Source organism: Burkholderia sp. 3C, from assembly GCF_054589155.1.
The window spans coordinates 403,642-417,256 of the sequence record NZ_BAAILN010000066.1 but is presented as its reverse complement, the minus strand read 5'-3'; the positions used below and the strand labels follow the sequence as shown (position 1 = coordinate 417,256).

At 57.1% G+C, this 13,615-nt stretch carries 12 protein-coding genes; 5 read left to right on the top strand and 7 right to left on the bottom strand.

What is annotated here, in order from left to right; translation table 11 throughout:
- Nucleotides 1-433 (top strand): integrase core domain-containing protein (locus ACYP33_RS12210; protein WP_459621914.1); only part of this gene is annotated, 433 nt, incomplete at its 5' end.
- A 244-nt stretch (nt 434-677) separates the two neighbouring features.
- Here ACYP33_RS12210 and ACYP33_RS12205 read toward each other — a convergent pair.
- Both ACYP33_RS12205 and ACYP33_RS12200 read right to left on the bottom strand, forming a co-directional pair.
- Nucleotides 678-2,102, bottom strand: a complete 1,425-nt coding sequence (locus tag ACYP33_RS12205; RefSeq protein WP_459621912.1) for a competence protein CoiA family protein — start codon at nt 2,100-2,102, stop codon at nt 678-680.
- A complete protein-coding gene (locus ACYP33_RS12200; RefSeq protein ID WP_459621910.1) occupies nt 2,099-2,620 on the bottom strand; it encodes a gamma-glutamylcyclotransferase family protein in 522 nt (173 codons plus the stop codon). Before ACYP33_RS12200 ends, ACYP33_RS12205 begins: the two co-directional genes overlap by 4 nt.
- Nucleotides 2,621-2,895: 275 nt before the next feature.
- On the opposite strand from ACYP33_RS12200, the gene ACYP33_RS12195 reads away from it, so the two are divergent.
- Nucleotides 2,896-4,758: a DUF262 domain-containing protein gene (locus tag ACYP33_RS12195; protein WP_459621908.1), complete on the top strand. Its 1,863-nt coding sequence runs from the start codon at nt 2,896-2,898 to the stop codon at nt 4,756-4,758.
- A gap of 536 nt (nt 4,759-5,294) precedes the next feature.
- Here ACYP33_RS12195 and ACYP33_RS12190 read toward each other — a convergent pair.
- Together ACYP33_RS12190 and ACYP33_RS12185 are read right to left on the bottom strand one after the other, a co-directional pair.
- A complete protein-coding gene (locus tag ACYP33_RS12190) occupies nt 5,295-6,509 on the bottom strand; it encodes a hypothetical protein (RefSeq protein ID WP_459621906.1) in 1,215 nt (404 codons plus the stop codon).
- Nucleotides 6,510-6,996: 487 nt separating this feature from the next.
- Nucleotides 6,997-7,548: a hypothetical protein gene (locus ACYP33_RS12185; RefSeq protein ID WP_459621904.1), complete on the bottom strand. Its 552-nt coding sequence runs from the start codon at nt 7,546-7,548 to the stop codon at nt 6,997-6,999.
- A gap of 261 nt (nt 7,549-7,809) precedes the next feature.
- On the opposite strand from ACYP33_RS12185, the gene ACYP33_RS12180 reads away from it, so the two are divergent.
- Nucleotides 7,810-7,953, top strand: a complete 144-nt coding sequence (locus tag ACYP33_RS12180; RefSeq protein WP_459621902.1) for a hypothetical protein — start codon at nt 7,810-7,812, stop codon at nt 7,951-7,953.
- Between the two features lie 51 nt (nt 7,954-8,004).
- Nucleotides 8,005-9,555, top strand: coding sequence for a hypothetical protein (locus tag ACYP33_RS12175; RefSeq protein ID WP_459621900.1), 1,551 nt, complete (start codon nt 8,005-8,007; stop codon nt 9,553-9,555).
- Nucleotides 9,556-10,217: 662 nt separating this feature from the next.
- On the opposite strand, the gene ACYP33_RS12170 is transcribed toward ACYP33_RS12175, so the two are convergent.
- The 3 genes from ACYP33_RS12170 to madL form a co-directional block, all read right to left on the bottom strand.
- Nucleotides 10,218-10,655, bottom strand: a complete 438-nt coding sequence (locus ACYP33_RS12170) for a hypothetical protein (RefSeq protein WP_459621898.1) — start codon at nt 10,653-10,655, stop codon at nt 10,218-10,220.
- Between the two features lie 66 nt (nt 10,656-10,721).
- Nucleotides 10,722-11,489, bottom strand: coding sequence for a malonate transporter subunit MadM (madM, locus tag ACYP33_RS12165; RefSeq protein WP_414449098.1), 768 nt, complete (start codon nt 11,487-11,489; stop codon nt 10,722-10,724).
- A gap of 12 nt (nt 11,490-11,501) precedes the next feature.
- Nucleotides 11,502-11,885 (bottom strand): malonate transporter subunit MadL, encoded by a 384-nt coding sequence (madL, locus tag ACYP33_RS12160; RefSeq protein WP_414440101.1) that lies wholly within the window; start codon nt 11,883-11,885, stop codon nt 11,502-11,504.
- Between the two features lie 798 nt (nt 11,886-12,683).
- On the opposite strand from madL, the gene ACYP33_RS12155 reads away from it, so the two are divergent.
- Entirely contained in the window at nt 12,684-13,610 is a 927-nt protein-coding gene (locus ACYP33_RS12155; RefSeq protein WP_414449100.1) for a LysR family transcriptional regulator, read from the top strand.
- Nucleotides 13,611-13,615: the final 5 nt, after the last annotated feature.

Sequence of the window (13,615 nt, the reverse complement as noted above, 5' to 3'; positions counted from 1 at the left end):
CTTAACTGTGGTCGATAATTTTAGTCGGGAGAGCGTGGCGATCACGGTCGATTACGCCTTGAAGGCAGCCGATGTCGTCGCTACGATGAACCATCTGAAATCGCTTCGTGGCACACCAAAACGGATACAGGTCGATAACGGCAGCGAGTTCATCTCGCATGCATTGGATCACTGGGCGTATGAAAACGGTGTGACCTTGGACTTCTCACGCCCTGGCAAACCCACGGATAATCCGTTCATCGAATCGTTCAACGGTAGCTTGCGGGACGAATGTTTGAACGTGCATTGGTTCTTGTCACTGGACGATGCCCGGGAAAAGATCGAGCACTGGCGGCAGGATTACAACGAATTCAGACCGCACAGTTCGCTGGGCGATCTGACGCCGTGCGAGTTCCGGCTCGCACACCTTAAGGCCGGAAACCTCCAAGTCTAGGCGCTCGGCTAGTCGGGAGGAGATCACTACGTGATTGGACTCTAAAGCGTCGCGCTACTCAAGGGTGGGGAGACGTCGCAGGTGGCGACTGCTGTTCGTCTGCTAGTGTCATCTGTGGCGTGTGACCTCCTTCGGAGTTGGCCTCGCCGGCAGTGGCATCGATATGCGGGATGAGTTCGTCGCTGGACAGGAGTGGAAGCGAACGTAGAAGGGGCGTGCTGGCTGCCTCTCTAGCACGCTCCGGCTACTGAACCGGGTGCCTCACGAAGACGCCAGCGCTAGTGAGTAGGCCAACTACCAGTTCAACCGGCAATTCTATTCTCCACGCGGTAAGCTTCGCGTAGCTTTCTGGGATATATCTCCAACAGGTGGCTTGCTCTTGAAGCTCGAGCAGAATGTCTCTCTCCACGCCTGGACTGATGAAGATTCCCATGTCTCTTACGGTTTGCCTGAATTTCCCTATATCAGGTTTTCTGGAAGACCATTGGCAGCCACGCAAAGCCTCCTCTTGGATGCGCGCTTTTTCCTCCAGTGTAGGTATGCGCGATTCGTCACCCAAGCGGTCTCGAAGGACTTTGAATTGCTGTCCATTGAGTTTGCTCAAATAGTCTGCGCGCTCGAGTCCGGAAAGGAAGTGCCAGAGCGCGACGCGCACCGGCCGTGAATTAGCCGCGGGAATTTCGTATCGCTCGTGCAACCAATCAGCGATTTCTTCGAGTTTGACCAACGCGAGCGCCCCCCTAGATTTACGCCCGAGGATGTATTCCCTAAACACATCAGCTTGCCAGATGCGAGACGGGACGCGGATTGCATCGGCGCCGCGCACGGACTGCCCAAGGATTGCTGGCCAGAATACGGCTGGCTTTCCAAGTTCGTCCTCAAGGAATTCCAGCTTTTGACGGGGAGGCAGCGCTCGAAACGTCGCATGGATTCGCTCGGTCCGCTTGAAGATTTCGGCCAGTTTGTCCGCGTGTGCCTCTGTTCTCGCAACGTTGAGCCTTCGCTCTTCCTGTTCTTCTCGCACTAGCTCGTCATAAGCTTCCAAATCGCGTTGGCGTTGCATCCTATTGAGTTCCTCGATGGCTTCGACCTGCCCAGGGTAGAACGCCCAGCGTTTTCGTTCGGAAGCGCTGAGGACCAGGTTACGAATTTCGTGTGCAGTCGCATCGCGAGGGGCCGAGGACAAGTCAATTTCGAGGGTGGGAACCTGCAGGCGTCGAAGCACTTCGAGCTTCGGTTTTTCAGGCTTGTGTGTGACCGTCACCTCAACAAAGATAGCCTCACCGTTGCAGACGCCCCGGAAGTCAGGACGGATGGTGGCAACGGTGACCTCGGCCTCGCCGGGCTCGTCCCAGCGCAGGGTTTTCGCGTCACGAAGAGTGATGCTTCTTAGGTCCGATTCGTCATCGAGTGTGCAAATAGCGGCTGGCACGTGGAGCAGGCTACTTTCCACGAGTGTCTGCTTCGCAAGCTTATGCAAAGCGGTTTCGGACGTACCTGTGCAGTCGGAGTCGACTTTGTGTGCGAAATGCCAGATGCGCTTCTCACCTTGCTTTCGAATGACCTCCCTTTTGCACACGGCACATTTGAAGGAGCCCGGCGCCGGCGGTGGCACGTCTTGGATGTCAATGATTCGCCCGCTGCTATCGACTGCGAACGGTATCTTCACGTCGCGGGCACCTGGCGATAAACGAGCATCTCCTTTTCCGTTTGAGCAGGGTTAGGGTCAACGATTGCCTCGACCATCTCGAGCGTCGCCACATAATCATCCGGCAACCCTGCTTCTCGAGCGCCGGCGAGAACGTGATGCTTGTACCACTCAAATGGCTTCAAGGCGGCGTCTTTGTCGGTCGCTCGATAGGAGCACGCCAGAATGCGGCCGGTTTGGGTTTCCACCGTGACCTCACAGGCGTCGTATCCGTTGCCCAGCCCTTCAGCCTTATCGAGGGCAGGTCGGTCTGCGTATGCGATGGTGTAGAGAACGCCAAAAACTCGGTCCTCGTCGTTCCCTGTGTATTCGCAATCGCACTTCCCAGAAGTGTCCCTGCTGACTTTGTCGAACGTGAGCCGGTGGCCCGACAACGAGCCGATGGTCTGCATACGAGCGCTCGGCGTGCGTGTAGCCAAGCGTCTCGCGCTCATGTTGGAGCCGTATGCGAAGTAGAGGAATTCATTTTGTTCGGGCACGGCCTCTCTCCTTGTTGTTTGTACCCATGGATAGAGATTGAATCATCCTAGCAGAGAGACGCGAAACTACTTAGATTCCTGACTCGCCTGCGCACTATCGACGCGGCAAGAGGGCTCGCGCTGCTTAGACGCGCACATCTAGTTGGGTGATGGGCACCTGTTGAAATGCGCTTTCCCCAGCTTGGCGAGCGGCGCGCCTTACCCTGAATTCGGAGCTATTATTGTGCCGGGCTTTGCCTCTACTCTAATATCCAACGGCGCCAGAGAGACCATAAATGGAAGCGAATGCAATGCCGCTGCTCGAAATCTTCGAACGCAAGATGCGTTTGGAGATTCCAATGTTCCAGCGACAATACGTGTGGGGCCAGGAACATCAATGGGAGCCTCTGTGGGAGGACATCTCGCGGAAGTTCACCGAATACATTGAAGACCAACGGGACGCCCCGGTCCATTTTCTCGGTGCCATGGTGCTCGACCAGAAGCAGACCCAAACTGGCCGTGTCGAGCGGCGCAGTGTCATCGATGGGCAGCAGAGGCTGACAACCCTCCAGATTTTCCTCGCAGCATTTCGAGATTTCTGTCGCCAGGAATACCTCCCGGATTTCGCTGATGAGTGCGAGAAGTTCACGCTCAACACGGGCCGTATGGCCGAGCCCGAGGTCGAGCAATTCAAGGTTTGGCCGACGCTAGCGGACCGTGCCCAGTTCAAGGATGTGATTTCGGCCGGCTCCAAAGCCGCTCTCGAGAAGATTCATCCCTTGACGCGGCGGCCCAGGGCAAGAAGGTACGACCCGCGGCCACGCATGGTGGAGGCGTATGTGTTCTTCTATGACCGGCTGAGTTTGTATTTCAAGGGCGACAGCGATGAGGCGCCGGTAGGGGCGAATCTTGATATGGAACTCCGTGTCGAAGCGTGCTTCGAAGCGCTCAAGACCGCGTTGAAGGTCGTTGCCATCGACCTAGGTGACGGCGACGACGCGCAGGTCATCTTCGAAACGCTGAATGCTCGAGGTGAACCTCTCCTGCCAGCAGACCTTCTGCGCAATTACATCTTCCTCCGGGCGGCGCGGCACGGCGAGAAGCAGGAGGAGCTTTACGAGGCGTATTGGTCTACTTTCGACCAGCCGTTTTGGAGAGAAGAGGTGACGCAAGGCCGACTGCGCCGGCCCCGCAGCGACCTATTCATCCAGCACTACCTCGGGAGCAAGCAGGCTCGCGACATTCCAATTAAGCATCTGTTTGTCGAGTACAAGCATTGGGTGGAGCGTGAGCGCCCATTTGATAGCGTCGCGGACGAGCTCTCCAAGCTTGCGCGTCAGCGAGACCATTTCCGTGCACTTTGTGTGCCGGACGAGTCTCCGATTCTGGGGAAGCTTGCGCATTTCCTCAATCTTTTCGATGTCAGCACTGCGTATCCACCTCTACTTGCGATGCTGGACCTGTCGGCGAGCGACGAAGACATGTCGCAAACCGCAGTCATGCTTGAGAGCTACTTTGTTCGGCGGACAATCTGCGGTGGGGAAACGAAGGCATACAACAGAATTTTCATGGGCCTCACGAAAGCTATCCGTAGCAAGGGGGCAACCGCCGAAGTCGTACGTGACTACTTGATGGCCTTCCGAAGCCAGACTGACGAATGGCCTAGCGACGACGCAGTATCGGAGGCCTGGATGAACCTCAAGGCGTATCAAGCGCTCAACAACCTAAGGCTGACACACATCCTGTGGCGCATCAGCGAAACCTATCGGTCGGCAAAGTCCGAGACGGTTAGCGCAAATGGGCCGCTCAGCATCGAACACATCATGCCTCAAGCATGGGTTCCCAACTGGCCGCTGCAGGACGGCTCGAAGGGTGTCGAGCATGCATGGTTCGCGAAGGAAGATAACCCCGGAGTTATTGAGAGCCGTCGTCGTAACGACGCTATCCATGCATTCGGAAACTTGACTATCGTCACCGGGAGTCTCAATAGCTCGATGCAGAACGCCGGATGGGTGGAGAAGCGGGATGCGATTCTCACGCACTCCGTGTCACCGATAAACGGTGTGCTCAATCGCTTCGATTTCTGGGACGAGTCGACTATCGAAGCACGCGGGCGCGAGCTGCTCGACCGTGCGCTTACGCTCTGGCGTCGAGCTTGAGTGCCTCGGCAGGCATCGAGTTGGCGGACTCGGTGCTCAGCCGGTGGAGCATCTGACTGCAGGGGCGTGCATTCTGGGTCCCTTCGTAGTAATTCACATTTGGGGCAAACATTCATCGTGCCGAATCGCGCGACCAAAGCGCAACTCTGCGGCCTCAGCACATCGCGCCCCTTTGCAGGCAATGTCGCCCCGTATTTATCGCCTCCTCCGCTGGGCAGTTTGCTGTACTAGACGTGCCAAATGTGCATCGGTGCAGCGGGCACGTGCCTCCGCCTAGAAGCCCATGAGATGGATGTTCAATAACGCAGTTAGGAAAGAAGCCTGCTTGTGCCTTCGCATCCAGGTGCTCGCATACACCAGCTATGCTTACCGCATGGCTATCCGGGGAGCAGGGCCCCGGGAAGTCGCGTCGCTGAGAGCGAGAGACTAGGGCCGGGCCGCCATGATTGCCAAACCTTTCCCTCTCGCAGAAAGTGCCAGGGGGCGTTTAAGTCTCGGTCAAAGCAATGTCGAATTTACTGTACTACGAAAATAAATTAAGGAAAGAACGAGCATTTGTCGGGATTTCCTTTCAAAAGCTGGATTAGTTCCGCGTTTGATGCGAAGCTTGCAGGAATGAATTTGTAGCTTCCAAACCCATGTCCATCTAAAACTATAGTTTGAGATGATGCTTGTTCGTGAAGAATGATGAGTTTTCTCGATTTGCCAACGAATTCCGATGGGCAGTGGAATACTGTATTCTTAATCACGCCTTCTGTCACGTCCGTGGTCAGCTGTACTGGCAGTGGAGTATCTGTGTTCTGGACTACCTCGAATTCGATGTCGGAAACCGCTTGCCGACGCGGCCCAGTAATATTCAACTCATCTGCATAACCAAGGGTAAGTTGTGCTCTGACGCTTTGTAGGGCAACTTTTCCATCGACGTCTTTGGGCTTGATTGTTGCAATGCATGCCTTTTTTGTTGGGGCGTTGCAATGGCCAGATAACAATATGGTGAACCCGGGGTGAAATCTGTTGTTGACCCAGCCGGCCGTATAAACCAGCATGAACATCACCATAAGAGGAGCGGCCGCAGAATAAAAGGCGGGGCTGCGCACATTTCCAAGCCCTATCATGCTGGACCGGTGACTCAGCCTATGTGCAAGATACGTGACAACGGGTACGAAAATAATTGATAAAGAAATGATTGCAGAGAGGACGATGCTATTTGGTGGGAGTGTATGACCTTTTGCGCGCGCCAACATAATTAGCGCCGCCAACGTTGCGCACGTGAATCCAAAATTTATAAGTCCAACTGATACGGTAAGTGAAGCAAACGCGAATCGTCGTTTCCAATCTACTCCTGTTGCCACCTTGATGGTGGGCAGGGCGCAGATTACCATGGAGGAAATTAACGACAAAATAATAGTGATTGCTAATACTTCAAATTGTCTTGAGAAAACGAGATTGTGTATCGATGGCAGTGAAAAGGCTGGTGCAATGCTTTCGACGAAATTTACTGCTGTGTCAGAAAGGCCGTCGCTTCTCGAAGGGCTGCGTTCAATATTGAACGCATTCACATTTAAGGTGAATAGTAAAAATGCGAAGCCTGCGACTGCAAAAAAATTTGCCCCAAAAATAAACGCCCGGCACCTAAGGATGGGCGAGTTGATGTTATCTAAGTCTGAATAGTTTCGCGCGCGAACGGCAAGCTGGTATGTTTCGATTGTCTTCTCGACCCAAGCATCTAAACCTAGAAATGGAAATGGCACTGTGTGTATCCGAACGTTGATGTGGATTGGAAAGAGGGCGTCAGCAATGTTTTGCTATTCGCCTTAGTCGAGTTTTGCCAAAATATCCGCGGAGCTACTGGTGCACCTTTCTCACTCCCGCCAACTCATAATTGATGATGGCGTCGAAATCGTTGGCAAGCCTCGGCTGGCCAAGTGTTGTGGTGCTGCCGGTTGTCACCACTCGAGAACGCTATTTGTTAGGCGATGACCGAATCTGCTCGCTTGCTGTCGAGCCGGAGATTGACCTAATCACTCCGCCTTTGAAGTGTCCAGCTCGAGCTTGGAAAAACTGGATGGTGCATTCGTACCGCGCTTGTGCGTCTGCTCCTGCACAAGTTGGCGGACGGGTGCGGTTTCGAAACAGGCTTTGCGTTGGCTGCGAGAGCGCCTGTCGAGGGTATGGGGGCCAAGTCGGTGAAATGGCTGAAGAGCGTCAGAGCCCTTTCAACGAACAAGTGCCGGGGAATCAAACATGGTGCATTGCGCTCGCGACTATGTGCGCGATGTCGGACTGAAACGAAACTCCTGCCATCCAACCTGCACAAGCGCTAACTACAGCCATACGGGGAGCGCCAGATGCCTGCTCAAGAACATAGTGGCGGAGAGCAACGAACCAGATTGCGCCAATGAGCATCACTGACAGCGCATGTCCATCGTGAGTCCAGGCAATAACGAAACTAAGTCCGAAGAGAAGCGCAGCAGCGTTCAGAGCCAGCGCGGACACTCCATTGACGGCGTGCCTAGCTACTTGATGGGTCCGCCCATTGTTTCGGAGCTTGGGCACCCACTTCAACGCGGCGCCAACCAAGAGAGCGATTCCTGCGAACGCCATGATTGTGTTGAACTTCACGAGAAGACTTAGCAGTGGTCCTTGCCACGAGAAACCGAAGATGGTCGGCGGAACCGTCAGCACGGCGATGCCAAGCACGACTCCTAACAGGAAATTGGCAACTGCCAGTGGCCGGCCCGCTAGACGTTTGAGGATGCGGAGCAGAAGGGTAAGAACGCTACGTTTCATCGATAACTCCTTGGGTGGCAGTACCATTTCTACGGCTATCGTTCGCTCAAACTTTAGTTCTTAGCTCATATCAAAATGAATCAGCTCCTCATCGCGAGGTAGCTAACCCTTCATCGCCTTGGGCCCATCGGTTCTTGGCGGCATCCCCATCTCCATCAGGGTGGAAGCGATGGCTCAGAAACTTCGTAGCCAAAATTCCCCTCCTCGGGCCTGATGCTCGAACCTAGCATTGCATCTTTGTCCACCACTACGGAGTTCATCATGTCCCAGCAGGCGAAGAAGCAATCCGAACATCGTGCAGATGCTCTCAACCCCAACAAAGGGACGAGCGGCACGAACAAGACGAATGCGAAGGTTCACGGAAATCGTGGCAAGCAACTGAACCCGAACCAAAAGGCTCGATAACGCAGCCCCCGCAATAGCGGGGTGCCCTCTACATCACCAAGGTACTTGCCCATGAATCCGGTCGGCTTCCCGACGCAAGGAGAGGTATTGCAGTTTGTGTTCAACGCGCTCGGCGTCTTGCCACGAAAGCACGAGAGTGATGAGAGCTTCGAAGAGGTTCGCAAAAAGACCACCCAGGCTGCGCTGAGACGCCTCGCTTGCGAGGATGGGCTTCTCCAGCCAAACCTTGAAGCGCTTCTGAGAACGCTAAGTTATTTGACGGCCGGAGCGCTCCCTCCGCGTGCGTTTTTCGCCTTCGGTGAGGCTTTTTTTGACATCTTCGAGACGTATCGACATGCGCTCAAGACGGAGGGAACCTTTCTCGGGAAAGCCGACTCGGTCAAATATTTCCTGCACGATTACTGCGCACCTAGGCTCGCGATTTCGGTGGCCAAGCAGCTCCAACGCTTCAATGTCGAAGCGGACGGGATGATGGTGCCACCTACCAAATTTTGGTATCTGCCGACGCACGATGGTCAGGAGTGGAAGTGGCCGTTAGAGCAAGTGATGCGCTGGGCGTATCAGCTGGCCGAGACTCCCAGCGCTCAGTTTCACTGCCCAGAAATGGATTCTCTATCGTCAGAGCTGTCTAAGAATCTCGATAACGCGAAGAATTGGCTGAGAGGAGAGCACCTGCCATCGTGGACGTCGCTGCTGCAGAATTTCCTCGATTCGTTTGCCGCGGTGAATCGAACTCGGAAAGCACGGAAGCTTCCACTCCTGCCGCAGTTGCTCGTGTCCAGCGTGTGTTCATCGCTCTTCATTGCGCGCGCCGCTACCGCAGTGGCCATGGAGGTGGTCAAGCACTATGGGGACGAGGTATTGCTCGAGTTCTGCCGGCGTTATCGTCGGATTGCCGAGAGCACTGTCGATGCGACAAAGACAGTGAAGCGTGCGGTTCGTGAACACATCGAAGAGAAGCAGCTTTCAGCGTCGGAATGGGACGGCGCTTGGTTCCGCGTAACGTCCGACTACTGGCAATGGTTCGTTGAATGGCAGGACAAACTGCGCTCCGCGGCTGCATCTCATAGCTTAACGAAGGAACAAGTGCTCGCCGCGAGCAAGAAGCTGGGCGCGCTGTCCCTGCTGGAGTTCGAAGGTCAGGAGGAGATTGCAGTCATGCACGAACCCCCGCTCGGATTCGCAGAGCTGTTGCTCGACGGCCTGGCCCTTCAAAAATCGCGCAGCCTCAGTTTGGCCGACATAGAGGCTTACAGCATTCGCCTCAGGGCCTCGAACTTGCATGACACGCTGCCCTGGATGGCGCCGTGGATGCACAGCTCGCTTTGCTATCGCGAGCAGCGGTATGCAGACGCCTACTCCCATGCAAAGGAGGCGTACGAGAGTGCTCAATACTGCGCAGGAGCTCACCAAGCGCATCTTGTCAGCCAATTCATCGACCTGGCCGCCAAGAACGACAAGTGGAAGGAGTTTCGGAAGGCAGTCAATTGGGCTAAGTATTTGGACATCAAGGTCGAACCGCTTAACACGACTGAATCCGAGAACGATGGCTTGAGGAAGATGTTCGACGGCCTCAAGGGATTCCACTGCGCCAATTGGTAGGTCTACGACGAAGCCGTGCAAGTCGGTGAGGCTTATCGAGGACGGATGCGTTTAGTCACTGGAGAGCCTCGCTCTATGACTCAGGCTCAAGCTCGTCGCGAGCCTGGGAAGAGGCGGCGGGCCGGTGGGGCTGCAGCAGTGCCAGCGGGTGGGGGTGTTTTGAAGATTGGCGCGGCTGTAGGTGGTTGATTGGATTGAGAGTTTAGGGGTTTCGAACGCGTATCTGTGTCCGCAGTGGGCAAAAAGGCGTATCGCGCTTCTCTAGGGGGCGAAATTGAAACTTCGCGCGCACGGCAGGAGAGGCGAAAAGGCTCGCTGGACAAGGGGTTGCGGGCGATGGGGGGGCGACGAAAGTAGTGCTTCTATTTCGTGCCGACATATCGTAATTTGGATAGGTGACATTTTTCTGATGAATGGAAAATGAAAGCTATCTGAGATCACACCGAGGCCACGGCTGGCGGGCGTGACAGCCCGATCGGCGTTGAATGGGGAAGGGCATTGTCGGAAAAACCGGGCCGGATCTCCTGAAGATGTTGCGATCCGCCTTTCCGAATTTTTCTAATCGGGTATCGCCCTGCTTCCAATCGAATTCGAATGAAAGGCAATGCCGCGTGGTATCGCCGCTATCGATTGCGCAATGGCGTTTCGACTGCCGTAAATCGTCAGGCTGTCGCGAGGGATTTTCGTTTCAACGTTGCGGGCGCAACGATTGCGGCGGCGCGGGCGCGCTCCGCATTGGTTCGGCGCACGGTGCGCCAGGCGTCGAGATAATGGCCGACCGTGGTGGTGTCGAGTTGCGCGTCGTGCAGCGCGATGAGCGAGGCGAGTGCGTCGCGGCCGGCATCGTCGAGCCGGTACGGCGCGCCACGCAGATACGTGCGTTCGAGTGCGGTTTCGGCTTCGGCGGCGAGGCCGGACGCATCGGCATCGGCACCCAGCGCCACGGCCAGACGCACGACGTTCGCGAGCACGGCAAGCGGCGACGGATCGCGGCCGCCGCCGAGCAGGCGCGCGAACGCGAGGTGATGCTTGAGCTGGAGATCGCGTTGCTCGTGGGCCGGCAGCGGCCCGTCGAGCGGATGGGGGGCGGGGGTAGGCATGAGCGAAAGAAACAGGCGTGGCAGCGTGGCAAAAGGGGCGGCCGGCAGCCGCCCCGCATCGCCTGATCAGCTGCCGACGATCGCGCGCGTCGCGAAGAACAGCACCGACGGCCCGAGCAGGCAGCCGACGCCGGTGTGGAACGTCGAGATCAGCGCGCCGTACGGCACCAGCCGGCGGTCGGTGGCGGCCAGCCCGGCGGTCACGCCGCTGACGGTGCCGGCCAGGCCACCGAAGATCATCGCCGAACGCGGCGTGCGCAGGCCGAGGAAACCGGCCGCGAGCGGCGTGCCGATCATCACGATGATGGCCTTCACCAGCCCGGTGGCGATGCTCAGCGCGATCACGTCGGAGCTGGCGCCGATCGCCGCGCCCGTGACCGGGCCGACGATGTAGGTCACGGCGCCCGCGCCGATGGTGGTCATGCTGACGGCATCGGTATAGCCGAACGCGCGCGCCACCAGCGCGCCGACGATGAACGGCAGCACCGTGCCGAGCAGCAGCGACACCACGCCGATCAACCCGGCGCGCTTGGCCTCGCTGGCCTGCACCTCGAACGCGGTGGCGACGATCGCGAAGTCGCGCAACATCGCGCCGCCCATCAGGCCGACGCCGGCAAACAGCGGCACGTCGGCAATGCCTTTCTCGCCGTGCGTGACCACGCCGCCGACCCAGGCCAGCGCGAGGCCGATCAGGATCGCGAACGCGGAGCCGTGCACCCGGCCGCGCGTCAGGGTTTTCGACAGCATCATCGACACCCACATGACGATGCCGACCAGCGCGAACGCCGCCACCAGGCCGTTGTGCGCAACGATTTTCTCGAGCATGGAAATCATCCGGGCCTCCGCTCAGGGCTTGGCCGGCGCGAACGCCGAATCGTCGTTGCCGACGCGCGAGAGCACGGCGATGCAGCAGGCGCACACGGCCACCGCGCCGAGCGCCGCGAGCAACGCGACGGGGCCGCCCTTGAGCGCGGCCACCACGTTCTGGTTGGCCGCCATCGCCACCACCACGGGGATGTACATCGCGCCCCAGAACGTCACGCCCGCTTCGGATTCCTTCGGAAGCCAGCCGCGCCGGTGCAGCCAGATGCGCAGCACGATGAGCAGCAGCATCGCGATGCCGACGCCGCCGACATTGGTTTTCACGCCGATGGCGGCGCCGAGCAGATCGCCGAGGAACAGGCCGGCAAGATGGCAGAACGCGAGCAGCGCGGTGCCGTAGATGATCATGATTGTCTCCATGTCTGTTGGATGTGTCGGCGGCAGGGCCGCCGCCCGGCGGTTCGTCGCTGCGAACGCGTTCTCGGGCCTCGTGGTGCCGGACGACGGGCGTACCGGCCGAGACAGTCTAGTCCGGCCGGAATCTCGCATTTATGAAGTTGTCCGTAGGATTCAGTGGGAATGACACTGCGAAATCGAAAAAGCTTTCTGTTTGTAATATTCGATTCGAAGTGGAGGTCGAATTTTTGAACGATTTATTTGTCTGATGATTTTTGAAGAAAAAATCAGCGGCTTGCAATGTTTTCGAATATCACGCGGGGCATTCGGTAATTTTTCCGATTTCAAGCTGGCCCGATGTGCGAGAAGCCAATGCCGATTTCAGAGCTCCCGCTCAGTTTGAGAGGTGATTTTATGATCTGTTCGGGTTCGAATATCACATATTGAGAATCATAAAAAAGAAGCGAACGGCGTGTTTGTTGACAAACGAGATGTTTTGTCGTGCAATCGCCCCCTGGAATGCTGAAATCGCATGACAGGAAAGGCCGGCGAGTGACTGAATTGTCGCCGTGAAAATGGAAGGAAACCTGGGTGGAGATATTTCCGACTCTGAATTTACAAAAATGAATCAATCTGTTTCAATGTTTCTGTTGATTTTGTCGCATCGAGGCTTACGTGAACCTGACGTTTCGATATTCAGGATTCAGGATTTTTGAATCACCTGCTGAGTATCGCGGCAACGCCCTGGCTGGTCAGTTGGAGTTGGCTGCATAACATAATGGATTCAAGCCCCGCGACATTGAGGTATTCATGGATTTACTGGCAGCAATGCGTATTTTTGTGCGGGTCGTCGAACGAGGAAATCTGTCGCGCGCCGCGAAAGATCTGGGCGTCGGGCAACCGGCGGTCAGCGATCGGATCGAGCGTCTCGAGCAGCATCTGGGCGTGCGCTTGCTGTTGCGAAGCACCCGTGCCGTGTCGTGCACGGACGAGGGCTCCCTGTTCTATCAAAAAAGCAAGGTTGTGCTCGATGCCGCCGACGAGGCGCGTGCCGTGGTGACGCTCGGCAACAAGATCGTGCGCGGGCGGATTCGTATCGCCGCGCCGCATGGCCTGGGGGATGTCGTGCTGCCGAAAGTGCTGGCGGTGATTCGCGAGCAGAACCCCCAGCTCTATGTCGACATGATCCTCAACGACGAGTTGACGGACCCGGTCACGGAAGGCGTGGATATTTCGTTGCGGCTTGGCCAGATCGGCGACGGCAATTTTGTCGCGCGCCGGCTCGGTCACATTCGCCGCGTGCTGGTGGCATCGCCCGACTATATCGAAGCCCATGGCCGCCCCGACGATCCGACCGATCTGGTGCGGCACCCGTTCATCCGTGTCGCGGGCCTGTTCTCGGATGGCCAGCTTCGGCTGGTCAATGCCCCCAAGGCGGCGCGTACCATGCCGATCAACATCGTGACGACGGTCAGCCATTGGGGGCCGGTGTATCAGTTGCTGCTCAACGGTTGCGGCATCGGCGTTCTGCAGGAAATCGTCTGTACCGAAGCGCTGAACTCGGGCCGGCTCGTCAGGCTGCTGCCGAGCTACACGGTGCCGGGTTTCGATCTGCACGCCTTGCTGCCCGTGACCCGGCCGGTTCCGACCAAGACCCAGGTCGTGGTCAACCTGCTTGAAGAACATTTGCCGGATTCGGTCCGAATCCGCACCCTCGCCCAATCGATCGAGGCTTGACCCTC